The sequence below is a fragment of the Stenotrophomonas maltophilia genome (assembly GCF_002799245.1).
Classification (GTDB): Bacteria; Pseudomonadota; Gammaproteobacteria; order Xanthomonadales; family Xanthomonadaceae; genus Stenotrophomonas; species Stenotrophomonas maltophilia_S.
Genome location: NZ_NEQV01000006.1, coordinates 18,297 through 41,884, shown reverse-complemented (window position 1 = coordinate 41,884; position 23,588 = coordinate 18,297). Strand labels below are relative to the sequence as shown.

18 protein-coding genes, 1 tRNA gene and 1 pseudogene are annotated in these 23,588 nt (G+C 64.2%); 16 read left to right on the top strand and 4 right to left on the bottom strand.

The window, feature by feature from the left end:
* Positions 1-25 precede the first annotated feature (25 nt).
* From B9Y64_RS17385 to B9Y64_RS17335, 11 genes and pseudogenes are all read left to right on the top strand, one after another.
* Positions 26-3,001: a TonB-dependent receptor gene (locus B9Y64_RS17385; protein ID WP_100441790.1), complete on the top strand. Its 2,976-nt coding sequence runs from the start codon at positions 26-28 to the stop codon at positions 2,999-3,001.
* Positions 3,002-3,066: 65 nt separating this feature from the next.
* The gene (locus tag B9Y64_RS17380) at positions 3,067-4,422 is read left to right on the top strand and encodes a Gfo/Idh/MocA family protein (RefSeq protein ID WP_100441948.1); all 1,356 of its coding nucleotides are present in this window, start codon (positions 3,067-3,069) and stop codon (positions 4,420-4,422) included.
* Positions 4,423-4,739: 317 nt separating this feature from the next.
* Positions 4,740-9,454 (top strand): annotated as a pseudogene (locus tag B9Y64_RS17375) (RHS repeat-associated core domain-containing protein).
* A gap of 4 nt (positions 9,455-9,458) precedes the next feature.
* Positions 9,459-9,824 (top strand): hypothetical protein, encoded by a 366-nt coding sequence (locus B9Y64_RS22020; protein ID WP_157804536.1) that lies wholly within the window; start codon positions 9,459-9,461, stop codon positions 9,822-9,824.
* 276 nt (positions 9,825-10,100) lie between these two features.
* On the top strand, positions 10,101-10,490 hold the full coding sequence (locus B9Y64_RS17365) for an ankyrin repeat domain-containing protein (protein WP_100441788.1): 390 nt from the start codon (positions 10,101-10,103) through the stop codon (positions 10,488-10,490).
* Between the two features lie 28 nt (positions 10,491-10,518).
* Positions 10,519-10,938: a hypothetical protein gene (locus B9Y64_RS17360; RefSeq protein WP_100441787.1), complete on the top strand. Its 420-nt coding sequence runs from the start codon at positions 10,519-10,521 to the stop codon at positions 10,936-10,938.
* Between the two features lie 115 nt (positions 10,939-11,053).
* Positions 11,054-11,551, top strand: a complete 498-nt coding sequence (locus B9Y64_RS17355; RefSeq protein WP_238379934.1) for a hypothetical protein — start codon at positions 11,054-11,056, stop codon at positions 11,549-11,551.
* 686 nt (positions 11,552-12,237) lie between these two features.
* On the top strand, positions 12,238-12,531 hold the full coding sequence (locus B9Y64_RS17350; RefSeq protein WP_100441786.1) for a hypothetical protein: 294 nt from the start codon (positions 12,238-12,240) through the stop codon (positions 12,529-12,531).
* Positions 12,532-12,736: 205 nt separating this feature from the next.
* Positions 12,737-13,003 (top strand): hypothetical protein, encoded by a 267-nt coding sequence (locus B9Y64_RS17345; protein ID WP_100441785.1) that lies wholly within the window; start codon positions 12,737-12,739, stop codon positions 13,001-13,003.
* An 88-nt stretch (positions 13,004-13,091) separates the two neighbouring features.
* Positions 13,092-13,526, top strand: a complete 435-nt coding sequence (locus B9Y64_RS17340; protein ID WP_100441784.1) for a hypothetical protein — start codon at positions 13,092-13,094, stop codon at positions 13,524-13,526.
* Positions 13,523-13,972: an adhesin gene (locus B9Y64_RS17335; RefSeq protein ID WP_100441783.1), complete on the top strand. Its 450-nt coding sequence runs from the start codon at positions 13,523-13,525 to the stop codon at positions 13,970-13,972. Before B9Y64_RS17340 ends, B9Y64_RS17335 begins: the two co-directional genes overlap by 4 nt.
* Before the next feature lie 91 nt (positions 13,973-14,063).
* Here the strand turns inward: B9Y64_RS17335 and B9Y64_RS17330 are convergent, their stop codons facing one another.
* The 3 genes from B9Y64_RS17330 to B9Y64_RS17320 all read right to left on the bottom strand — a co-directional run bounded on the left by B9Y64_RS17330 (position 14,064) and on the right by B9Y64_RS17320 (position 17,301).
* A complete protein-coding gene (locus tag B9Y64_RS17330) occupies positions 14,064-15,941 on the bottom strand; it encodes an aspartyl protease family protein (protein WP_100441782.1) in 1,878 nt (625 codons plus the stop codon).
* An 82-nt stretch (positions 15,942-16,023) separates the two neighbouring features.
* Positions 16,024-17,214 carry a helix-turn-helix domain-containing protein gene (locus B9Y64_RS17325; RefSeq protein ID WP_238379933.1) on the bottom strand — a complete coding sequence of 397 codons (1,191 nt, stop codon included), beginning with the start codon at positions 17,212-17,214 and terminating at the stop codon, positions 16,024-16,026.
* A 10-nt stretch (positions 17,215-17,224) separates the two neighbouring features.
* Positions 17,225-17,301 (bottom strand) — tRNA-Arg (locus B9Y64_RS17320).
* A gap of 149 nt (positions 17,302-17,450) precedes the next feature.
* Between B9Y64_RS17320 and ubiA the strand changes: the two genes are divergently transcribed.
* The 3 genes from ubiA to B9Y64_RS22170 all read left to right on the top strand — a co-directional run bounded on the left by ubiA (position 17,451) and on the right by B9Y64_RS22170 (position 20,380).
* The gene (ubiA, locus tag B9Y64_RS17315; RefSeq protein WP_100441780.1) at positions 17,451-18,344 is read left to right on the top strand and encodes a 4-hydroxybenzoate octaprenyltransferase; all 894 of its coding nucleotides are present in this window, start codon (positions 17,451-17,453) and stop codon (positions 18,342-18,344) included.
* 176 nt (positions 18,345-18,520) lie between these two features.
* Entirely contained in the window at positions 18,521-19,945 is a 1,425-nt protein-coding gene (locus tag B9Y64_RS17310; protein ID WP_100441779.1) for a short-chain fatty acid transporter, read from the top strand.
* Between the two features lie 273 nt (positions 19,946-20,218).
* Entirely contained in the window at positions 20,219-20,380 is a 162-nt protein-coding gene (locus tag B9Y64_RS22170) for a hypothetical protein (RefSeq protein WP_010482135.1), read from the top strand.
* Positions 20,381-20,434: 54 nt separating this feature from the next.
* Here the strand turns inward: B9Y64_RS22170 and B9Y64_RS17305 are convergent, their stop codons facing one another.
* Entirely contained in the window at positions 20,435-21,061 is a 627-nt protein-coding gene (locus B9Y64_RS17305; RefSeq protein ID WP_100441778.1) for a YiiX/YebB-like N1pC/P60 family cysteine hydrolase, read from the bottom strand.
* An 81-nt stretch (positions 21,062-21,142) separates the two neighbouring features.
* On the opposite strand from B9Y64_RS17305, the gene B9Y64_RS17300 reads away from it, so the two are divergent.
* Together B9Y64_RS17300 and B9Y64_RS17295 are read left to right on the top strand one after the other, a co-directional pair.
* Positions 21,143-21,670 carry a hypothetical protein gene (locus tag B9Y64_RS17300; protein ID WP_100441777.1) on the top strand — a complete coding sequence of 176 codons (528 nt, stop codon included), beginning with the start codon at positions 21,143-21,145 and terminating at the stop codon, positions 21,668-21,670.
* Positions 21,671-21,743: 73 nt separating this feature from the next.
* Positions 21,744-23,588, top strand: coding sequence for a M3 family metallopeptidase (locus B9Y64_RS17295; protein ID WP_100441776.1), 1,845 nt, complete (start codon positions 21,744-21,746; stop codon positions 23,586-23,588).

Genomic DNA, 23,588 nt, shown 5'->3' with positions numbered 1-23,588 from the left:
GCACCCCTGCCAGGAGAGAACCCCGATGTTGCCCGCCCGCCACCACCGCCCCCCCTGTCGCTCGATCGCTCCGCTGACGCTGGCCATCGCCGGCGCGCTGTTCTCGATTGCTGCCCCTGCCCTTGCCCAGGAGAGCAAGGACAAGGCCACCGACCTGGCCCGTATCGAGGTCACCGGTTCCAACATCCGCCGCACCGACGTTGAAACCGCTTCGCCGGTGCAGGTGATCAGCAAGCAGGACATCCAGAACATGGGTGCGCGCACGCTGCTGCAGGTGCTCGACAACCTGCCGGCCGCACGCCCGGCGCAGCAGGATGCACGCTCGCTGTTCACCGGTTCCGATGGTGCCTCGCAGGCCAACCTGCGCGGCCTGGGCGCACAGGGCACGCTGGTGCTGCTGAACGGACGTCGCCTGTCGTACTACGGCGCACCGGCCGGCTTCCAGACCCAGTTCGTCAACATCGACGCGATCCCGGCCGCAGCCATCGAGCGCATGGAGGTGCTGACCGACGGTGCCTCGGCGGTGTACGGCACCGATGCGGTGGCCGGCGTGATCAACGTGATCACCAAGCGCAACTTCCAGGGCGCCGAGATCAGCTTCACCAACGACACCTCCTCACGCATCGATTCCTACGGCGAGCGCCAGGCCAGCATTACCGCCGGCTTCGGTGACCTGACCGAGAACCGCTTCAACATCTACGGCGCGGTCAACATGTACCGCCGCGACGCGATTCCGCTGAGCGATTTCTACGACAAGCGGCCCGACCAGTACTACGTCAACAACCCGAACTACCTCAACAACCTGCGCCTGGGCGTGGGCAGCAAGCCGGGCGAGTTCAACCCGGGCAGCTACTTCGCCTTCGATCCGGTCACCGGCCGCCGCGTGCAGGAAGCTGCGCCGGGCTGCAAGAACGTGCTGACCAGTGAAGCGGCCGGCCCGCGTTGCGTCTGGGAAACCTGGATGAACAACGAGATCGATGCCGGCGCCAAATCCGAGCGCAACACCGCCTACCTCAACGGTACCTTCCTGGTGGGTGACAGCACGGAGATCTTCGCCGAGGCGACCTACACCGACATCGACCTGCGCGCCAACGGCGGCACGCCGCGCACCTACGGCACCACCACCGGCAACCCGACCAGCTGGTTCTCGCGCAACACCGGCAACACCGTCAACCAGTTCCTGTACCCGTACCTGGGCCCGAACAACGAGTACAACCACGCCAGCCCGGAAATGAAGGCGATGATGGGTGGGGTGGTTGGCCTGAACTACCTGCTGCAGGATGCCGGCCCGAGCTACTTCGGCCAGCGCAACACCGACAAGAGCTACCGCGTGTTGGCTGGCGCGCGTGGCAATGTGGGTGACTGGAACTGGGAGACCGCCTTCGCCAGCGCCGGTACCCACTCCACCACCTATCAGACGATCAACGTCAACACCAAGGGCTTCGAGAAGGCGTTCGGGCCATACACGATCGATCCGGGCACCGGCCGCGTGATCATCTCCGATCACCCGGCGTACAAGTTCGGCGAGATCAGCGAAGCCAACGCCGCATTGATCCGTGAAGCGTTCCCGACCTTCGACATCCAGTCGTGGACCCGCCTGCACACCCTGGACGGCAAGATCGAAGGCCCGCTGTTCCAGCTGCCGGCCGGCGAGATGCGCGCCGCGTTCGGCTTCAACGCCAGCCGCGAAACCTTCTACACCCCGGGCAACGCCGATGCGGCCAACGGCCTGATCTCCCAGCAGGGCGGCTCGTGGTTCGACGGCAAGCGCAACACCTACGCACTGTTCGCCGAAACGGTGGCACCGATCACCGACAAGCTGGAACTGGACGCAGCGGTGCGCGTGGACAAGTACCCGAACTTCAGCGCCAACGTCGCACCGAAGATCGGCTTCAAGTACCAGGCGTTCGACCAGCTGATGCTGCGCGGTACCTACTCCACCGGTTTCCGCGCACCGAGCCTGGCCGAGTCCGGCAACGGCGGCGTGTTCGCCCAGCTCGGTGGCTTCCGTGACGAGCTGCGCTGCAACGAGACCAACGCCATCGCCAACCTGCTGTTGAAGTCGCAGCGGCCGGGCGATGTCGATCTGGGCAAGAACATGCTGAACGTCGACTGCAGCCGCACCGTGGCCCGCATGACCCAGCCGAACAAGGACCTGAAGCCGGAGAAGGCGAAGATCGCCACCCTCGGCTTCGTCTACGAGCCGGCGAGCTGGCTGTCGGTGTCGGCCGACTACTGGTTCATCTACCGCAACAACGAAATCGTCGCGCCGGACTATCGCCGCATGGAAGACATCATCTCGATGTCGCGCTCGCCGATCACCGACAGTGACCGTGCCAACCTGGCCCAGCTGGCGGCGATGTGCGCCGATCCGGCCAGTGGTGTGAGCTGCCCGGCGAACCTGCCGGGATACTCCGCCGGCAACGTGGCCAGCGTGGTCGGCCAGTACAAGAACCGCGGCAAGACGCTGATCGACGGCTTCGACATCGACGCGCGCAGCCGCTTCTCGCTGGGCGACTGGGGCAACCTGAACATCGGCCTGGCCGCCACCATCGCCAACCGCAACCGCTTCTACATGGACGCGGAGAACGGCTGGTACTACGGCGACGTGGTGGGCTACTACAACAACCCGCGCCTGCGTGCCACGCTCAATGCCGACTGGACCTACAAGCAGGTGACCACCAGCATGTTCGTCAACTACGTGGGCGGCACCAAGTGGGCCACCGACCAGGTCGACGAAGTGAGCAACAACAAGGAAACCTGCACCGGCGGCTACCTGGCCCTGCAGAAGAGCAAGTGTGATGGTGCACCGTCGTGGTGGACCGCCAACATGAGCGTCACCTGGCGCCCGGATGATGCGTGGAACCTGAGCTTCACCGTCAAGAACCTGTTCAACCGCCTGCCGTTCTACGACCCGAACAGCTTCCTGGGTGACTCCAGTGACTACGCAACCATCTTTGGTCGTGGTTACAGTGTGACCATCGGCTACCGGTTCAAGTAATTCCGTTTGCGTGACCTGGCGTGCCGGCTGCGGCCGGCACGCTGCCAAGAGGAGAGATGTTTGCCATGAAGCGTAGGGAATTCATCGCGGCCAGTGCCGCTGTCGCCGCCAGCAGCCTGCTGCCGCAGACCCCGGCCTGGGCACGCGGGCGCAAGGTGCGCCTGGCCATGATCGGTACCGGCATGCGTGGCCTGGTGCTGCTGAAGGAACTGGTACGCCGCGACGACGTCGAAGTGGTCGCCGTCTGCGATATCGAGCCGATCATGCTCGGCCGCGCCACCGAAATGGTGGCCAAGGCGGGCAAGCCGGCGCCGAAGACCTATGGCCAGGACCGCGACGCCAATGCGTGGAAGCGACTGCTGGAACAGAAGGGCATCGATGGCGTGATCATTGCCACGCCGTGGGAATACCACGCGCCGATGGCGATTGCCGCGATGCAGGCCGGCGTGGCGGTGGGCTGCGAAGTGGTGGCCGGCATCACCCTGCAGGATCACTGGGACGTGTTGAAGACCCAGCTGAGCACCGGCACCCCGTACATGCTGCTGGAGAACGTCTGCTACCGCCGCGACGTGATGGCCGCGCTGCAGATGGTGCGCCAGGGCCTGTTCGGCGAGCTGGTGCATCTGCAGGCCGGATACCAGCACGATCTGCGCGGCGTGAAGTTCAATTCCGGCGACCCGAACCAGCCGTACGACAGCGGTGTGGAATTCGGTCCCAAGGGCTGGAGCGAAGCACGCTGGCGCACCGAACATTCGGTGGAGCGCAACGGCGAGCTGTACCCCAGCCATGGCATCGGCCCGTGCGCGATGTACACCGGCATCAACCGTGGCAACCGCTTCACCCACATCAATGCCTTCGCGACCAAGGCCCGCGGCCTGCACGAATACACCGTGGCCAAGAGTGGCGGCACCACCCACCCCAGCACCAAGGTCAAGTTCAAGCTGGGCGATATCGTCACCACCACGCTGGCCTGCGAGAACGGCGAGACCATCCTGCTGCAGCACGATACGTCGCTGCCGCGTCCGTACTCGATGGGCTTCCGTGTGCAGGGCACCCATGGCCTGTGGATGGATGTGAACCACTCGATCCACATCGAAGGCCGCAGCCCGCCGCACCAGTGGGAAGAGTTCAAGAAGTACCAGGACGAGTACGAGCACCCGCTGTGGAAGCAGAATGCCGATACCGCCGCCAGTGCCGGCCACGGTGGCATGGACTGGTTCGTCATCCATGCGTTTGTCGAAGCGCTGAAGGCCAAGGCACCGATGCCGATCGACATCTACGACGCGGTGACGTGGAGCGCGATCACGCCGTTGAGCGAGCAGTCGATCGCCAACAGCTTCCAGACGCTGGAGTTCCCGGACTTTACTGCTGGTGCGTGGAAGCAGCGCAAGCCGATTTTTGCGTTCGACGGGAAGTATTGAGGTTTACACCCTTCCACGCTGTGACAGAGACGCCGGGCACAGCCCGGTGTTTCTGTTTCTGGAGGCATTCGCCTTGTAGAGCCGAGCCCACGCTCGGCTGAATTTCCGACACGCCTCCCCCCTGCATCAGAAAACTCTGAAATCCGACCCATTCCACACTTTCTGACTTGAATGTGTAAACCACATCGGAGATAACGTTCCCCATGCGGTCAGACCGCATTCCGGACCAGGGACGATCCGAAGTATGACGTGGTGAGGCAACCGCCCCGCGTTCTCGTTCCTGCCGGTGCTGTGTTCGTCCAGGAAGGAGAACAGGGATGTTGGAACGACTGAAGACCATTTCGTATGCCGCACTGGCGATGATCGCGCTGGGCAGCTTGGCTCCCGGGGCTGCGCAGGCGCAGGAGGTGCAGAAGAAGTGGGAGAGCTACCTGTCGATGGGCCAGCCGCGAGCCACCGAAGCGGCGGTGCAGAAGGACATCAAGTCGCTCTTTTCCCAGTACGAAAAGGACAAACCCTTCGATTGGCATGTCAAACGCCAACGCGTCCTTGGAAAGAAGGTCATCTACGATTACCGGGTGAGACCCGAGAAGATCGTTACTACCGACTGGGTCTACATCCACTCAGGGCAGGAGTACTCATCCGAAGATCAGATTCGTAGCGTGATCCTCGCTGCCCGCGTCAGCGACCCGCAGTGCCCGGCGACTTCACTCACGGAGGATCCTTGGGTGGAGCTCCTTGGACTTGGCAGGGGCGACGACGGTAGCGTCACCAACGAGGAGAAGGATTTCCATTACACCTTGAACTTCTATCATCAGAGCACTCAAGAATGCTCGTCGATAGTGGGGTGGGAGCGTGTGCGCCGGGCCAGAACGGCGCTTTGTCCGAATCGACCGTCCCTGACGTGGAATGAGGCCCTGCAGATGTGCTCACTGGTCCAGCAGGACGAGCCGCACATGTCGCCCATGCTCTCCTACACAAGCGGGCCGCTGCCGCAGCAGCAGTGTCCTGTTGGTAACCCGTGTGATCCGACCACTGGCGATAAATCCCAGCCTGAGCCGGATTTCAACCTTGGATGGGTGAGCTTCCAACGCCACTATCACTCCCTGACAAGCACGGCGGGCGGCGCGTTGGGTACGGGCTGGACCCATTCCCACAATCTGCGGCTTACCGCAGGCGTAGACGATTCCACCTTCCCTCCCAGCCCCGAGCTGAAAGTTGGGCTGGTCGGCGCCGATGGCGGGCAGACGGCATTCCAGAAGGTGGGAGCAGGCTACGAAGCCATGGACGGAAGCGGTGATCGCGCTGTCCAGCAGGGCACCAATTGGCAGCTTTCACGTGCTGGGCAGCGCATCCTGTTCGATGCTGCGGGTCTGATGCAGCGCCGCGATTTCGAAGACGGAACTTCGCTGAGCTACGCATATGACAGTCGTAGCCGTCTGCTCACCATCACCCATTCAACCGGTCGGCGCATGGACGTCCAGTACCTCGCGCCGGGTGACGATTCATTGATCTCTGCACTGGTGGTCGCTGGCCAGCCCGTGGTGAGCTACACGTACTCTCCTGCTGGCGAGCTGACCACTGCGACCTATGCAGATGGCGCCAGCCGTACGTACCACTATGAGGACACACGCTTCCCGGGGTATCTGACCGGCGTGACCGCCGAAGACATGCAGCGCTACAGCTGGTTCGGCTACGACGCCAAGGGGCGGGTCACCTGCAGCCGCCATTCCGGCGATTGCAGCCAGGCCGACGTGGGCATTGATGGCGTGCGCCTGGAGTACACCCCGGCGGGCACTACCATCGTCACCGATGCACTGGGCAAGCAGAGCACCTACGCCTTGACCGCCAGCGGCGCCAGCGGCCTTCCGCGCAAGGTCAATGGCATCACCGAGAGCAATGGCAGCATCAGTCGGACCTATTTGCCCGAGGGCACCGATTTCCGGCGTCGGCTGCAGTCGGTGACCGACCGCCGTGGCGTTGTCACCCAGTATGCCTATGCCGAGGCCAGCGATCCTGCCGCAGGCACTGTGAGCGTGACCACCACCACAGAAGCGGCCGGTACTTCGGACCAGCGCGTCAGCGAGACGCGCGTAGCCATGGACAGTAATCGGCTGGTGCAGCAGACCGTCGGCAACCGTGAGATCCGCATCGCACGCAATGCGCGCCTCCAGCCAACCACCATCACCGTGCGCGACATGGTGACCGGTGACACCCGCATCACCACGCAGACCTACTGTGAGGCCGAAGGGCCGGAGTGCCCGCGGGTGGGACTGCTGCGTAGCGTGGATGGCCCGCGTAGTGATGTGGCGGATGTGTCCACCTATGCCTACTACACCGCGGACGACGCGGGATGCGCGGCCAATGGTGCCTGCAGCTACCGCAAGGGCGACCTGCGCAGCGTGACCAATGCGCTGGGCCAGACGATCGAGAACTTGGCCTATGATGCGTTCGGGCGGCCGTTGTCGGTCAAGGACGCCGACGGCGTGGTGACGGATTACACCTATCACGCCCGTGGTTGGCCGACCTCGGTCACCGTGCGCGGTGTCACCACAGCCGAGGACCGGGTGACCCAGATCAGCTACTGGCCGACCGGCCGGGTGCAACAGGTCACCGAGCCTGATGGCAGCAGCGTTACCTATGTCTACGACGCCGCTCAGCGGCTGACGGACATCGCGGACAGTGCGGGCAACACCATTCACTATGCGTTGGACAACGCCGGCAACCGCCTCAAGGAAGACCCGCTGGATACCGGCGGCACCCTGCGCCGCACCCTGGCACGGACCTTCAACACGCTCGGCCAGCTGACCGCGCTGAAGGACGCGGGCAACCACGCTACCGGCTTTGCCTACGATGCCAACGGCAACCCGCAGACCGTGACCGACGCCTTGCAGCGGGTGACCAGCCAGCAGTACGACCCGCTGAACCGCCTGGCCCAGACCCTGCAGGACGTGGGTGGCGTGGCGGCGGAGATCCGCAGCCAGTACAACGCGCTGGATCAGCTCACCCAGGTCACCGACCCGAAGGGCCTGCATACCACCTACGCCTACAACGGCTTCGGCGATCTGACTGGACAGGTCAGCCCGGACAGTGGCGCCAGCAGCTTCACCTTGGACGCAGCCGGCAACCGCAAGACGGCCACCGATGCGCGCGGCGTCACCGCGACCTATCACTACGATGCACTCAACCGCCTGATCGGCATCGCCTATCCAGACCCAAATCTGGATGTGGGCTACAGCTATGACGTGGCGCCAGCAGCCTGCGCCGCAGACGAGCGCTTCGCCAAGGGGCGTCTGGGGCAGGTGCTGCACGCCAATGGCAGCACCCAGTACTGCCATGACCGCTTCGGGCAGGTCACCCGCAAGGTGCAGACCGTCAATGGTGTCGTCAGCACGCTGCGCTATGCCTACAGCAAGTCGGGTCGCCTGACCGAGTTGACCTACCCCGACGGCACCGTGGCCGACTACGTGCGCGATACTCAGGGCCGCATCAGCCAGATCGGCCTGACCCGAACCGGCCAGGCGCGCCAGATCGTGGTGAACAACGTGACCTACGCGGCCTTCGGCCCGGCCACTGGCTGGACCTACGGCAATGGCCGCCAGCTGCAGCGTCCGCTGGATCTGGACTATCGCCCGCAGGCGGTGCATGACCCGGCCGCAGGCGGCCTGTCGCTGGGCTATGGCTATGACCCGGTCGGTTCGATCACCGAACTGAAGAACGGCACAGGCTCGACGGTGCTGGCCAAGTACGCCTACGACACGCTGGGCCGCCTGACCCAGACCCAGGACGGTACGACCGGCACGCCGATCGAAACCTATGCCTACGACGCCACCGGCAATCGCACTGCGCTGACCACCTCGGCAGGCACCGCCAGCTACACCTATCCCGCAACCAGCCATCGCTTGACTGCGGTGGATGGCGAAGCGCGCAACCATGACGCGGTGGGCAACACCACCAGCATCGGCAGCAAGACGTTCACCTACAACGATGCCAACCGCATGAACGCGGTGAAGCAGGGCAGTGCGGTGCTGGAAAGCTACAGCTACAACCATCGCGGTGAACGCGTACTGCGTACCCCGGCTAGTGGCGCAGCGAAGATCACCCTGTATGACGAAGCAGGGCAGTGGCTGGGCAACTACTCGGCCACGGGCCAGGCGCAGCAGCAGGCGATCTGGCTGGACAACTACCCGGTGGCGCTGATCAACGTGCCTGGCACCGGCGTGCCGGAGCTGGCCTACGTGCAGCCGGATCATCTGGGCACGCCGCGCGTGGTGATCGATCCGGTGCGGAATGTCTCGATCTGGGAGTGGAGCAACAAGAGCGAGGTGTTCGGCAACCAGATTCCGAGTGCAGACCCGGACGGGGATGGTGTGGCGTTCGAACTGGCGCTGCGCTTCCCGGGCCAGCAGGCCACGGATGCGAGTGGGTTGTTCTACAACTATCAGCGCGAGTATGACCCGGCTGTGGGGCGCTATTCGCAGAGTGATCCGATCGGGCTGATGGGGGGGTTGGTAGTTACGCGTACGCGAACTCCAATGTTGCATCGTTCCTGGACCCATTTGGGTTGCAGTCTTCGATTGCCCGTGCCGTCCGCTCGCCCCCAGCAGGCTACTACGGGGGCGGAGACGGTCAGCTCCAGCAGCAAAACCCGGACCTTCCCAATTACGGTCGCAACGAACCGCCTGGGTTATATATCTATCCAGAGAAAATTGCAGAATCGATCGTGGCCAATGCACTCATTGCGTTGTCGAAATCCAAGGACCTTGTCTTCCCTGGGTTGATGATGAACAAGAGTGAGGATGGCTCAGCTTGTCCAATTCCGGGCCAGCGCGGCTTGCCGGCGAGTGGTGAGCCGAATACATGGTCAGATCACCCGACAGGCAAACAGTCTCGTTACTATGGGGACGATGGAAGTCCCAAGTTCGACGTGGACAGAGGGCACGATCATGGCCAAGGAAATCCACATGTTCACGAATGGGAAAGTGGGGTCAGAAAATCGGGGGTTCCGGTAAGTGATTGGCCGAAGAGGTGAGCCTATGAGTATTGATATTCATGATTTCCAGTTGGCTGGAATTCGTCTTGATCCGGTGTCAGGTGTGACCGTTTCTCTGTTTGATGATTCTTCGCAGGGATCCTATGATTTAGTCTTTGGTCGAGTCAGAAAAGCGAGCATTGATGGTTTCTCTAGCCAGAATGTCGTGCTCGATCTTAAGGTCTTCAATCGAAAGGATGATTCCTTTGAGTTCCAGCGGTGTTGCTTCCTCCTTGGTTTAGACCCAGTGGCTGCCCGGGAAATCGTCGATGGCGACACCTTGGTCTTCATTGAGGCCTCTGTCGGTGCGGAGATTGCACTTCTGGTAGAGGGCACTTGGGAAGGCCGGTTGATTCCTGTCAAATCATGATTCTTGAGCAGAGCTTCCCGGGGCGATCGAGCTATCGATCACGGGGGCAACAGCAGATGGATACGCCGGATGGGGAGGGAATTTTCATTTCTACGCAAATCCATCGTGAGTGCGGAGTGATCAGTTGAGGGCATCGCTCCACGGCGCACTCACCGCTTGGCTTGAACTGGGACGGGCTGTGGGTCATGTGGGCCGGCAGAGAGCTGACGGAGAGATGGATTACAGGACGGACCACCATCGGGCCAACGCAACGGGCCCTACCGTGCGTGCAGCCCGATGAACATCATCGATCCTGTACTCAGCGAACTGCTTCCCCGGCTCGGTGTCGACACTGACTTCGGCGATACGGTGCTGACTTGTCCGGACACCCAAGGAGCCTATGAGGACACGCCCCTGCATGTGGTGGCCTATTACAACGATGTGGCCCTCCTCAGCGCATTGATGCCCTTCGTGACCAACATCGATGTGCGTGGTGATCTTGATCTGACGCCGCTGGCAAGCGCGGTGGCACATGGCAGCGTCGCGGCAGCGGCCTATCTCCTCTGGTGTGGTGCAGACCCACACGCAGGGAATGAGCTTGATCGGACACCACTGGAAATGATGTGCCAGGACCCGAGGTTTGATGATGTCGTGCGTATGGTCGACGCCGCAGATGGAGCCTGGTGATGGAAATTTCTGAAAAGAGGCTCTACCGATGCGCCTGATGACCTTTGTCTGCCCACTTTGTGGCGCTAGCGGGCAGCGCTTTCCGCTGGGATCTGCTGGAAGGCGTCAAGCGAAGACGTCCTGCCAGGGGTGTCGCGTCGAGCTTCGTTCAGACCCGCGGTTGGGCACGTACACGCTCTATCTTCTGTACACACAGGTCATCGTCCTGGTGGCGGCATTGCCGCTGATCGGGGCCAGTGTCGCGGGTGAATGGGCACGGCTGGGCATGATCTGTCTGGTAGTGCTGGTGCTGTGCTGGTTCCCGGGCATGATCAGGCACGCACGAAGTCCGATCGTGCGCGCCTGCCGGGATCCCGATTACAGCTATGCGCGCAGGCCGGGTGCTTCGACTACGCACGCTGCCGCAAACCCGGAGCAGCGTAGCGATACGCCAAGCGCCAGCCCATGATAGGGAAGTCAAGAGATGACATACCATCTTGGGCACGAGGTACAGTTCCTGGATCGTTTTGCAGAACGGGTTGCAGATGGCACTTAGAATATGGCCGGCCCCTTCTGGAGCTCTGATGTCCATGCCGAAGGCTGGCATCTTGCGTGCAGCGGTGCTGCTCTTGCCAATGCTAGGAGGCTGCAGCATTCACCAGTTTCAACATACGGAATGGAAGTCGGACTGGGTAGATGTTTCGTCCGGTGCGATTTTCCCTGGCAATTCAACGACTCTGCCGCTTGACCGCATTTCCACGCTTGATCCTGATGGTGAAGCAGCCATTGCGAAGTGGATGTTGGAGCATTTGCTGGTCGTGGTATCGGCATCAGAGGTTGAAGCGAAGATCGGTCCAATGCCGTTGAGTGACCTGAAGCCAGCGCCGGGGGAGAGCGTCTATCTCGTCAGGGCCGCTTCGGATGAAAGCAGGGGCAAGTTCATCGGCTATGTCAACGACAAGGGACTTCTCATCATGTACGGGGTGATGGGGGGCTGCGGTGAGCAGAAGCAACGGGTGGTTGCCGTGAGCCTTCGGGAGAAGCCCGCCAACGTATTCGGTCGATGCTCGGCGGCGCTATAGTGCGCTGAAGCGTCGAGCTCCGCCTACTGCTTGGCGGATGACGCCAGGTGTGCGACCAATGGCGTGTTCGGCAACCGCAAGGGGGAACTGCGCAGCGCGACCAATGCGTTCGAGCAGATTGTTCTGGGGAGCTAATGGAAAGCAGTCAGATGAAATCGAGGTTGCTCAGGAGTTCTCTCGATGCCAGAGGCTTCTTCCTACGCGCTTTGTCTTTCGCGTCCGTCTGCGTGCTCGCCCTGAGCGGATGCGAGGATGACCGGTTAGGGGAGCTGCAGCTGAAACCCATCTGCGCTGAGCTGAGTAGTGCGTACTACGGTGGGATGTGCGAGGGTGCAGCCGGTCCAGACGCCAGTATCGAGAAGGTTCGTGCGGTGCGCATTGGTACGATCGCTGGTGATTGCGCAGTGCTCTATTTGGATGGAGTAGATAGGAAGGGTGAGCCCGTGATCTATGGAGCGAAAACTGGGGATCGGCCTGAATGTGCTGGATTGATACGGAAGCTCGAAGTCGGACGGGCAAGTGCGGCCGTTCTCGGCAGGGCGCGGGAAATATGCAGATAGTGATTTTCAGATATTCTCCGTATGACCCCCACTGTTACGGGGCGCAGATGCCCGCTGTGGGGCGGCAGTCGCGATCTTCTTTTCAGTGCCACCCTGGCCTTATGAAATTCGAATTTGGCGTCTAGCATGAAGATGAATTTGGGCGCCTTGGAAAAGGTCTCATCAGTATTGTTCGACGAGCTCCGCTCCAGGGGCTTGCAAGAGATTGAAGTGGAGGACGTGTTCTACCGCGTGGTGCCATGGTCGGAACGCCACTCCATGGGCGGTGAGCGGGTGGAGCTTGAAGTTGGAAGTCTTTTCGATGACTACTCTGATATTCAAAGAGTCGCATTGGGGCAGCAGGAACCACTGGCCTATCATCTTTCCGCCCTGGCCTGCCTCCTCTACGAGATAGGGGGGAGGTTGAGTGAAGAAGTGTGATTGCAGATATGCGTGCAGGTGCCGGAGCCTCCCATGCGCCGCGTGGACGCTGTGAGCTTGAAGAAGAAGCCCACCAGTGTCTTCTCAGGATGTTCTGCAGCGCGTTGACAGCTCTGTTCGTTGTCGCTGCTCCAGAGTAATCAGCGCAAAGGCTGGAATGGGGCGGGTCATTCAAATGACTTGGTTGAATGGACGGTGATTTGCCATGGAGCTTGAAGCGAAAAGGGTAATTTTCTTTTCTCAACAGGATGAACGGTTCTTCTTCGAGTGGATCGGTCGAATCGGCTGCATCGGGAATGTAGTCGGCAGAGGGGATGTCATCTATCTACCTCTGGATCCAGATGCAGTTCTGGAGGAGGAGGTCTGGGAACTGGCCGCACTGTTCAGGAGGTATCGGATTCCACTAGCCCAGCTGCGAACGCTGGAGGCAGGCAGGTACTCTCGAGCACTGCGCGATGCGTTGCGCGAGTAGGGCGCCAAGCGGGAGGCAAGGTGCATGAGCTCCCGCGCTCCTCCACAAAAGAACGCGATCGGCCTGCACGCCCTCGGAGAGGTACAAGATGAAAGCCAGGCAGATTCTTCGGTACGGGCTGGCCTACGCGGTGTCGTGTGGAGCACTCTGGCTGTTCCTGCACTTTGTGGGCAGGGCGCTTTACGCCTTCGACTCACATCAAGTTTTCTTCTGGCTGTATGCCGTCAGCCTTCTGTTGCTGGGAATTGGCGCACGGGTTCCCGCCGCTGGCCGCCTGACGATCAGGCGGTTTGCCAAGGGGGCTGGCTTGGGGCTGCTCGCGGGCCTTCTGGCCCAGGTCGTGGTGCTTGTACTGGAAGCCTATAGATTCAGCGGATTCAGGCCATCGCTGCTCTGGCAGGTACCGGTTTCGCTGACGGTGATGAGCGTCGTGCTGCTCACGCCGCTCTGGGGCGTAGTGCTGGTTGCCCTCACCGTCGCATGCCGCCGCGACAACAACCCACATCAGGCCTCGAACCCATGAAGCGCCTGACTGCCTTTTGCCTCGTGGTTGCACTGACATCCTGTGTGGCGCATCCGAAACGCACCACGAAGTGTCCGCCAGCCCATTTCACCTACGTCGGTACCGAGAGAGTCGACGGACTGACCTACGGGCGCTTCCAGATCACCCACAACGCTGATCAGCCGCTTCAGCTGTGGGTGGATGAGAGACGCAGGTTGAACTCAAGGACCGCTCGCGCTGAGATGAGGCGCACAGGCGAGGATGCCTGGCGGCCCTACAACGTGATCCTTGAGGAAATCACACCGGGAGCGATCGGGCTGTCGATCGGGCGGGGTGAACAGCAGAGCGTTCTGTTCGATGGTGATGGCGTGTTCCTGCCCGGCCAATCCAGCGCGGACACGGAGTACTCCATCTTGGTACGGGATGCAGCCGGTTGCGAACATCGCTCCGCGTCATTCATCCCCTGACGTTCCCGCGAGTGTGCGAGATTCACGGTCACCCTCGTCCAGCAGCACCCGCCGCATGTACAGCGGGTGCCCCACAGCGGTCAGCACGATCTCAATCGGCACGCCAACCCGCAGCCACCCGGTCCGCCAGCACCAGCTCGGTATCCACCTGCTGGCCATCGCGCAGATAACGGATGCCCACGCGCGTCCCAACCGGACGCTCACGCAACAGCGCCCGCCAGTCCGCCAGCATCCGCGTGGCAATCGGCTCGCCTGAAATCATGACGATGCGATCATCCCTGCGCAGCCCGGCGCGTGCACCGGCGCTGGACGGCGCCACATCGGCCACACGCAGTGCATCGTGTTCGGCCTGCAGCCACAGCCCGCTGCGGTCGAAGGCATCGGCCTGCGTGCTTTCGGCATTGGGTACCAGATAGAGGCGCTTGGCATCGTAGTCGATGCCCATGGAGAAGCGCCGCAGCACGCCGCCACCGAGAATCGCGCCATAGTCGGCCAGGGCCAGTGCACCCTTGTCCGTGGTGGACAGATCCCCCACCAGGCCGGTGACCTCGATGCTGCCCATGCGCAGCACACCAAGCCGGGCCGGTCGCGCGCGTCCCGGGCCACCGAGGCCCCATCCAAGCACTGCCTCCTCACTGGCCTGGTACTTTTCCAGCAGTCCATGTGCGCGCACGAACGGGCTGCTCAGGCTCAGAGAATTGCGTGAGCCGGTGTCCAGCCACAGCCGCAGCGGGATGCCATCCAGCTCCCCGTTGAGTACCGGTGCACGGTCGTCCTGTTCGAACGGCAGCATCACCGCGTTGGCGGGCGGCTGGTACTGGCCGCGACGGGTAAAGCTGAGGATCCGGGCACCATAGTCGAAGGTGGTGACGAAGCGCAGGAATGTCTCGTAGCCGATGAAGCCATCATGCGGCACACCCATCGAGTTGATCTGCTGGCCGAGATCGATGATGTGGAACACCGGGTTGGCAAGGTGCGCGCCACCGATGCGCAGGTGGCGGGCCTGTGCCAGGCCCAGGTCGCTGGCGTTGTCGCCGGCACCATGCACGCTCAGACGGCCCGTGGCGGTCAGCCCCAAGCGCTTGGCGGCGGTGGGGGTGAGCAGGTTGATGGCACCCGTGTCGACCAGGAATCGCGCGGGCTGGCCGTCCACTTCGGCCTCGATGTACACATGGTTGTTGATCAGGTCGAACGGAACGCGCGTGGTGCCGCTGGCATCGTCGATGTAGCTGTCGTGGGCCATCGCCGGGGGTGCATACCGCGTGTCCGGCGCCGGGCCATCCACCAGGTAGTGCCGCACGCGCACGTCGCTGCGCAACCGTGGATCGGCACGGCCCTGCGCATCGAGGGTGTCGGTGATGATGCGATGGGGCAGCAGCAGGCCATCGACCGCCCGGTAGTCCTCCAGTGCGGTGGCGGTGGGGGTGCGAGCGGATGCAATGACCACGCGGCCGAGCAGGCCGCTGCCTGTGTCGAACCAGAGCTCGATCGGGTCGGCGCCCTCCGGCGTGGTGGCCAGGACGGTGTAGCGCCGGCCGTCCAGCGTGTCGCTGCGGGGCGTGGTGAAGCGCGTCGCTGGATAGCCGCTGGACCAATAGGCGCGCGTGGCCAGCCACGACTGCGTGCGCGCTGCCCGGCGCGGCACGGTGCCATCCAGCAGGCCGACCTCGCCGCCGTAGTCGCGCCGCCAGGACCGTTGCCCGTCAAAGCCCTGCGCGACGCTGAAGTCCCCCAGCTGCGCCTGTTCCACATAGCGCCCGGCGCGCAGGTCCTGGTTGAGCTGCCAGCGCCCGTGCAGGCCGCCCACCGACTGCTCGCCCTGCGCCTGCAGGCGCTGTGTCGCCTGCCAGCGGTCGCCGCCACTGGCTGCGTGAGCCCTGGCAAGCACATCGGCGGCATCCACCACCGCGGCCTGTACTGGAACCGCCAGCATCCACAGCAGGCCGCATAGCATCCATCGCAAACGCATTGCTTCACCTCCTTCGTTGGGTCGGAGGCTGATGGCAGCGCAGGGACGGGGGATATTCGACCGGGCGTGAAGGATTGGACGTTCAGCCGGACGTGGCGCGACTGCGGCGGTACTCGCTGGGCGTCTGCCCGGTGGCGCGCTTGAACGCGCTGTTGAAGGTGGACTTGCTGCCGAAGCCGGCGGCCAGGCCGATGTCCAGCACGCTACGTGGGTCCGCCGGGTCGGAAAGGAAGGACTTCGCGGCCGTGATGCGGAAACCGGTGACGAACTCGGAGAAGCTCTGGCCCAGGCCCTGGTTGAGCGCCTGCGAGACCTGGTTGGGTGACCAGCCGCTGTGCTGGCTCAAGGCCTGGAGATCGAGTCCCGGGGCCTCATGCAGGCGTTCGTCCTGCATCAATGCGGTCAACGCGCTGGCGATGGCCGCGCACTGCGTTGCGTCGACGCCCGAGCGCTCGTAGCGTGCGACGGCGACGTCTTCGTTGGGAGCAGGGACGGGATTCCCCATGCCCGGTGCTGCGATGCTCACTGGCGCGCGCAGGTGCTGGCGCACCACCCGGCACGCCAGCAGGTACATGCCCACGGTGGTCACGAGACTAAGCACGATGCTGACCAGCAGCGGAACTGCATCCGGCGGCCATCGGTTCATCGCGCTGGCCAGCCAGCAGCCCGCCATCACCACGGCCAGCCCGCAAAGCCCGGTACGCTTGACTGCATTTCCGCGCTGGGCCGAAGGCGCGTGCAGTGACAGCCACAGCGTGGCCAACAGATACGGCGCACCCTGCAGCAGCCAGCCATGGAAGCTGAGCTGGAACAGCACATTGCCCCACGCTGAGGCGTCGAAATGCGTGACTGCGTTCAACAGGGAAATGACCAACGCGAGAACGGCGGGCAGCAGATGCACGAGCGGCAACGACGATGCGCGGTCTGGCGCAGGTGACAGCAGCGCACGCGCGTGGCCGTACAGCAGCGGACCGAGCAGATAGACCAATGGCACTTCGATGACGCGCAGCCAGCGCACCGCGTCGGGCGACAACCAGGCCTGGCCACCCAGCAGCACCAGTCCGAACAGATTGGCCGCAGCGAAACAGGCGAAGAACGTGGTGAGCAGGTGGCCACCCCGAGTGCGGCCGTAGCTCACTCCGGTGGACAACACGGCCAGGCCCAGAATTGCGGCACCCGCCGCCAGCTTCAGCAGATCCGGTGGCGTCATGCGCGCAGTGTTGATGAAGCACGCGGCAACGTCCAGCGTGGGCTGGCGGCGTGCAGGCAACAAGCAGGGAAGATGGCGCGCCCGGAGGGATTCGAACCCCCGACCAATGGCTTCGGAAGCCACTACTCTATCCGGCTGAGCTACGGGCGCGTTGTAGAACCGCCGCGCCACCGACCAGTGCCGGGGCGGGCATCGCAGCGCCATGAGGCGGTGCGGGACCGGCATTCTATCCAGTTTCGCCGAACAAATCTCCCCCCACGGGCAAAGCCCTGCCGGAGGGGCAGGAGTATCCTATCGCCATGGCTGATACCCCCCTCACTTCGCCGCAGTCGCCGGCGACGCCGCGTTGGCGGCATTACTGGAGTCTGATGCGCGCTGATCGCCCGATCGGCACGCTGCTGCTGCTGTGGCCCACGTGGTGGGCGTTGTGGCTGGCCGCAGGTGGCCTGCCGCCGCTGTGGACCCTGTTCGTGTTCACCGCTGGCGTGTGGCTGACCCGCTCGGCCGGATGCGTCATCAACGACTACGCCGACCGCTGGCTCGACCCGCATGTGGAGCGGACCAAGGCGCGCCCGCTGGCCACCGGTGCGATCAGCGGCCGCGCCGCGCTGGCGCTGTTCGCGGTGCTGATGCTGGTGGCGTTCGGCCTGGTGCTGACCCTGAACGGCCTGACCATCGGCCTGAGCTTCATCGGCGTGTTCCTGGCCGCCAGCTACCCCTACCTGAAGCGCTACACCCACCTGCCGCAGGTCTACCTGGGCATGTCGTTCGGCTGGGGCATCCCGATGGCGTTTGCCGCCGTGCAGGGCGAAGTGCCGATGCTGGGCTGGCTGCTGTACGCCGGCAACATCCTGTGGTCCACCGCCTACGACACCTGGTACGCCATGGTCGACCGCGAGGACGACCTGAAGATGGGCTCGCACTCCACGGCGATCCTGTTCGGCGACCTCGATCTGGTGATCCAGGGCGTGCTGTACGCGCTGTTCCTGGCCACCATGGCGCTGGTGGGCGTGCGTGGCGGGCTGGGCGGTTACTACCTGGCTGGCGTGGCCGTGGCCACGGTGCTGGTGGTCTACGAGTTCTGGATCTGCCGCACCCGCGAGCGCGGCCCGTGCTTCAAGGCATTCCTGCACAACAACTGGGTGGGTGCCGCGCTGTTCGCCGGCATCGCCGTGGACCTGGCGCTGCGTTGAGAAGCGCAGCCGAGCGTAGGCTCGGCTCTACAGCTGACAGTGCTTCTGTAGCGCCCGAGCCCATGCTCGGGCGGCGGCGCACAGCGCCGGGCCTTCCGCCACCTACGACCAATAGGTGGCAGACAGCCCGCAACCTACCGCCCAGAATCGGGCCATCGAACCTGGGAGGGTAGGCGATGGCCTCGACGGCAGCAGTACAGGACGGCTGGATGGCGCGCGCAGCGCTGCGCTCGGCCGCCTGGGCGGAAAAGTGGTTCCCCGATGCGTATGTGTTCGCGGTGCTGGGCGTAGTCATCGTCGCGCTGGCCGCGACGGGCTTCGGCTCGACCCCGCAGGCCACCGCCAGCGCCTTCGGTGACGGCTTCTGGAGCCTGATTCCCTTCACCATGCAGATGGCCTTCGTGGTCATCGGCGGATACGCCGTAGCGACCGCGCCGATCGTTGCGCGCTTCATCGATTTCCTGGCCCGGGTGCCGCGCACCGGCCGTGGCGCGGTGGTGTACGTGGGCCTGGTCAGCATGCTCGCCTCGCTGCTCAGCTGGGGTTTCTCGCTGGTGTTCGGTGGCCTGCTGGTACGCGCGCTGGCACGCCGTACCGAGCTGCGCATGGACTATCGCGCGGCCGGTGCTTCGGCCTACCTGGGTCTGGGCGCGGTGTGGGCAATGGGCCTGAGTTCGTCGGCCGCACAGCTGCAGGCCAACCCGGCCAGCATGCCGCCAGGGCTGGTCGAAATCACCGGCGTTCTGCCGTTCACCGAAACCATCTTCCTGTGGCAGTCGATCGCGCTGACCTCGGTGCTGATCCTGGTCTCACTGCTGATCGCCTGGCTGACCGCACCGGCGGCCGGCAGCGCACGTACTGCCGAGGAATTCCCCGGCGCTGCGCAGGCCGAGCCGGAACCGCTGCAGCGACGCACGCGCCCGGGCGAATGGCTGGAGTACAGCCCGCTGCTGACCGTGCTGCTCTCGCTGCTGGCATTCGGTTGGCTGTTCAACGAGTTCGCCAACAAGCCGGTGATCACCGCCATCGCCAACCTCAACACCTACAACTTCCTGTTCATTTCGCTGGGCCTGCTGCTGCACTGGCGCCCGCGCAGCTTCCTCAACGCGGTGGCCAAGGCGGTGCCGAGCACCACCGGCGTGCTGATCCAGTTCCCGCTGTACGGCGGCATCGCGATGATCCTGACCCACGCCGCCGGCGGTGATGGGCAGACCCTCGCACACCGGCTGTCGAGCCTGTTCGTGCACGTGGCCAGCACCGATTCGTTCGCGCTGGTGATGGGCGTCTACTCGGCGGTGCTGGGCTTCTTCGTGCCGTCCGGTGGCGGCAAGTGGATCATCGAAGCGCCGTACGTGATGCAGGCGGCCAACGAACTGAAGGCGCACCTGGGCTGGGCGGTGCAGGTCTACAACGCGGCCGAAGCGCTGCCGAACCTGATCAATCCGTTCTGGATGCTGCCGTTGCTGGGCGTGCTGGGGCTGAAGGCGCGCGACATCGTGGGCTTCACCTTCATCCAGCTGCTGGTGCACATCCCGCTGGTGCTGGGCCTGCTGTGGCTGCTGGGCATGACCCTGGCGTATGTGCCGCCGGTGATGCCCTGAATGCCGGGCTGGCTTTCTGCGCGACCGGGGAAGCCAGCCGCGTTCAGCGCGTGTTTCCGGCAGCGATCGCCATGAATGCGGGCGGTCCGTGTATCGGCATGAACACATGCCGAACCCGCATGAATCCTTCAGTGGCTTGTGCCGCAAGGGCCTGTGCGCGTTCATTCACGCGCGTACACACAGGTGTAGCCGTCCGCCAACGCGCGATTAACTCTTTGCTGCAGACGATGGCCCCGTCCACCGCATCCCGCGCGTGGCTTTCGGAGAACGGACATGGCACAGCAGAACCAGAACCCGAACCAGAAGCAACAGGGCCAGCAGAACCAGCAGGATCAGCAGCAGGGTCGTGGCCGCGACCAGCAGCAGCAACAGCAGCAGGAACAGCAGAAGCGCAACCAGAACCAGCAGCAGGGCGGCCACGACGAAGAAGAATGACCGGGCCGCGCAGGTGGTGTGACCGTCCAAGCCCCGCCCTGCGCGGGGCTTGGCTTATTCCAGCACGCCGATACGCTGCAGCACCGTCGCCGCCGACATGTCGTTCGGATTGGTGCCGGGCTGATCCTGCGGCACCTCCATGCCCATGCCGCGATAGAGATCGACCCAGTGCTGGGCGATCTCGCCGGTCTGCGGGTTGCGGAAGTTCATCGGTTGCAGTGTGAAAACGTGGTGCGCACGGAACGCACGCTCGATGAAGTCCGAGCAGTAGTAGCTGTCCTCGTTCAACACGTATGACGTGTTGTACGGCTTGCCCAGCATCGTGCGTGCGGTCGCGACCGCATCCTTGATGGCTGCCGGTTGCGGCGCGCGCAGGCGATAGACCACGATCTGCCGCTGCTTGGCCCGGGCGTCCTGACGGAACTCGACCAGCGATTGCCGGCGCGATCCCTTCTCGTCGGCATGCAACACGTCCCAGCCCTTCGGCGCGGCGGCGACCAGGGCCACGTGATCGAAGCTGGGCGATCCCTGCTTTCCGGTGGCATCGTCGATGGCCGCACTGAGACCGCTGCGGCCGGCGGTGACGAACAGAAGATCACCCTCGTGGATATCGACGGCCATTGCCACGGCCGGCCACAGGGCAGGCACCAGCAGGCCGATCAGGAGCAGGAGGCGGTGCATGGAATTCTCGAACAGGCGGAATGCCGGAATTGTAGGGGGCGCGGTAGCATGGGGCGACCGGACCGGATTCAGGATGAGCCCATGTGTCGATACCGTCCTGCTGCATTGCTGATGCTCGCCTGTGGTGTGGCATTGGTCGCGTGCACGCCGGCGCCGCAGGCTACGCCTGCCGGGACCGCGCCTGCCACGGCGGCGCCACCCAGGGCAGCGCCCGCGACCACCGCTGCAACGGTCGAGCCCACGGCGGTCCATGCCCGCAGCGAATGCCCCTACCCGGAATTCGACGCCTTCCTGAAGCACTTCGGCAACGAAATCACGCTGCAGGAAAAGGCCACCGCCGATCCACTGCTGGACAGCTACATCGATGCCGAGGCCGAGCCGGAACCGCGCAAGGTGGAAAGCCGGCTGGCGCTGGCCGATGTCGAGTGGCCGGTGATGCCCGATCCTTCCACCTTGGCCGGGCAGGGCCGCGAGATGCAGGTCAGCACGCTGGCCGATGGGCAACGCCAGGTGCAGATCCGCACGCCGGACAGCAGCGACCAGCAGACCTACACCTTCGCGCAGACGCCGTGCTGGACGCTGGTCAAGCGTGAGGATGAGTCGATCTGAGGCCTGATCCGGCACAGGCAGGGTAGGGGAGCGCCTGCTAGGCTCGAGGCCTGATCCAGGCAGGGAGAGGCCGATGCAGATTCGCAGGATGCGCACCACCAGCGCCGTTGCCGTACTGCTGGCGATGGTGCCTTTCACCGGCCTGCGCGCGGAGGCGCTGCAGGCTGATGACCGCACCTACTTCGCCAACGCCGCGGCCGAACAGACTGCGCGTGACGCGTTGGGCAAGCAGCTGGAGGCCCTGCAGCATGCTGCAGGCATCGCACCTGCGGAACGCTTCCGGCAGGCCGAGGCCATGGAAGCGCAGTGCCTGCGCCATCACGGCTACCTGCACCTGCAGGCGGCCCGCAACGCGCGCGACCATCGCCCGGCGCAGGCGCTGGATCAGGTGATGGGGCTGTGCAGCCGCATTGCCCGTACCGGTCGCGCCGCACTGCGCGAGGCGCCCGCAGACGCGGCCTGGGCCGCACCGTATGCCTTCCTGCGCACGCGCGCCTTGAAGGAAGCCGCCGCCCCAGCCAATGCCGTGCTGGATGAGGCGGTGGATGCGTTGGCTGATCCGGCGCTGGACGGGTTCGCGCGCCTGCGCGGGCAGATCCTGCGCACGGCCGAGTACCCGCAGATCGAGCGTGATGGGCGGCGCTGGGACACGGGGCGTGACAAGCAGGCACTGGCCCAGCATCCAGACCGCACGGTGCGCGAGGCGGGCTGGAAGGGGTACTGGCAGGGCCTGCAATCGCGCCGTGAGCCGATGGCCTCGGTGCTGCTGGGCCTGGTGCAGGTGAACGATGCCGCTGCGCGCCTGCGGGGCGACGGCTCCGCACCGGCGCGTGGCTACCAGCACATGGGCCTGGATGCATCGACGGTGGCCGCAACGTTGCTGGCGGTCGAGCACCATGCAGGGGATCGACGCACCTACCAGGACATGCTGCTGCGCCATGCCGCACACGCCGGTATCGACGCGCCGCAGATCTGGGATACCACGGTGCCCGATACCGGCTACACGCCGCCGGTGCTGACCCTGGCACAGCTGCGCGACACCGCCGCCGACGCCATGCAGCACCTGGGGCCGGCATACGTCGCCGAGCTGCGCGCGCTGCTCGATCCGGCCAATCACCGCATGGACCTGGCCACCGGGGGTGGTGAGCGCAGCCAGGATGCGTTCCCGGTGAACGCACCCGGCGCACCGGCAATGCTGTTTGTCGGCGTGCGCAGCGGCGATCTGGAGAGCGACGTCGAGATCGCGCATGAGGCCGGCCACGCCCTCCACGGTGAGTGGATGCAGCGTGGCCAGGCATCGCCGCTGCAGCGCAATGGCAGCCCTTGGTTGACCGAGGCCTTCGCCATCTACAACGAACTGCGCTTCCGCGACCAGCTGTACCGGCAGGCGCAGGACCCGCGGGCCAAGGCCTATTACCTGAAGTCGCTGCTGGACGACATGGTGCTGCAGCTGTTCACTTCATCCGAGGAAGCGCAGCTGGAGCAGTCGATCTACCAGGGCGTGGCCGCCGGCACACTGGGGACCGCCGACGATCTGGACGTGCTGACCGGCCAGGTGCTGGCACGCTTCGGCCAGCAGCCGGAGCGCTACCCGCAGCTGCGCAATGGCTGGATCGGCAAGCGCCTGATGTATGACGACCCGAACTACCTGGTGAATTACCTGTATGCGGGGCTGTTGGCGGTACAGCTCTATGTGCAGGACCAGCGCGACCCGGAGGAATTCCGCCAGCGCTACCTTGCCGTGCTTGGCGAAGGCTTCGATCGTGCGCCGAACGAGCAGGTGGCGCAGCTGCTGGGCCATGCACCGGATTGGCCGGCGCTGGTCGATGCCGATCTGCAGGTGTTCAACGAGACGGCCGCGCAGCTGCAGGCGCTGCATGCGCGGATCGAAGTGGCGCAGAATCCGCTCGCGCAGTAG

What these genes read in the sequence shown, in the direction of transcription:
- B9Y64_RS17340 (WP_100441784.1), top strand. Translation starts at nt 13,092, where the DNA reads ATGAAAGCCAGGCAGATTCTTCGGTACGGGCTGGCCTACGCGGTGTCG.
- B9Y64_RS17330 (WP_100441782.1), bottom strand. Translation starts at nt 15,941, where the DNA reads ATGCGTTTGCGATGGATGCTATGCGGCCTGCTGTGGATGCTGGCGGTT.
- ubiA (WP_100441780.1), top strand. Translation starts at nt 17,451, where the DNA reads ATGGCTGATACCCCCCTCACTTCGCCGCAGTCGCCGGCGACGCCGCGT.
- B9Y64_RS17345 (WP_100441785.1), top strand. Translation starts at nt 12,737, where the DNA reads ATGGAGCTTGAAGCGAAAAGGGTAATTTTCTTTTCTCAACAGGATGAA.
- B9Y64_RS17360 (WP_100441787.1), top strand. Translation starts at nt 10,519, where the DNA reads ATGCGCCTGATGACCTTTGTCTGCCCACTTTGTGGCGCTAGCGGGCAG.
- B9Y64_RS17295 (WP_100441776.1), top strand. Translation starts at nt 21,744, where the DNA reads ATGCAGATTCGCAGGATGCGCACCACCAGCGCCGTTGCCGTACTGCTG.
- B9Y64_RS22170 (WP_010482135.1), top strand. Translation starts at nt 20,219, where the DNA reads ATGGCACAGCAGAACCAGAACCCGAACCAGAAGCAACAGGGCCAGCAG.
- B9Y64_RS17380 (WP_100441948.1), top strand. Translation starts at nt 3,067, where the DNA reads ATGAAGCGTAGGGAATTCATCGCGGCCAGTGCCGCTGTCGCCGCCAGC.
- B9Y64_RS17310 (WP_100441779.1), top strand. Translation starts at nt 18,521, where the DNA reads ATGGCCTCGACGGCAGCAGTACAGGACGGCTGGATGGCGCGCGCAGCG.
- B9Y64_RS17305 (WP_100441778.1), bottom strand. Translation starts at nt 21,061, where the DNA reads ATGCACCGCCTCCTGCTCCTGATCGGCCTGCTGGTGCCTGCCCTGTGG.
- B9Y64_RS17335 (WP_100441783.1), top strand. Translation starts at nt 13,523, where the DNA reads ATGAAGCGCCTGACTGCCTTTTGCCTCGTGGTTGCACTGACATCCTGT.
- B9Y64_RS17350 (WP_100441786.1), top strand. Translation starts at nt 12,238, where the DNA reads ATGAAGATGAATTTGGGCGCCTTGGAAAAGGTCTCATCAGTATTGTTC.
- B9Y64_RS17385 (WP_100441790.1), top strand. Translation starts at nt 26, where the DNA reads ATGTTGCCCGCCCGCCACCACCGCCCCCCCTGTCGCTCGATCGCTCCG.
- B9Y64_RS17355 (WP_238379934.1), top strand. Translation starts at nt 11,054, where the DNA reads ATGTCCATGCCGAAGGCTGGCATCTTGCGTGCAGCGGTGCTGCTCTTG.
- B9Y64_RS17300 (WP_100441777.1), top strand. Translation starts at nt 21,143, where the DNA reads ATGTGTCGATACCGTCCTGCTGCATTGCTGATGCTCGCCTGTGGTGTG.
- B9Y64_RS22020 (WP_157804536.1), top strand. Translation starts at nt 9,459, where the DNA reads ATGAGTATTGATATTCATGATTTCCAGTTGGCTGGAATTCGTCTTGAT.
- B9Y64_RS17365 (WP_100441788.1), top strand. Translation starts at nt 10,101, where the DNA reads ATGAACATCATCGATCCTGTACTCAGCGAACTGCTTCCCCGGCTCGGT.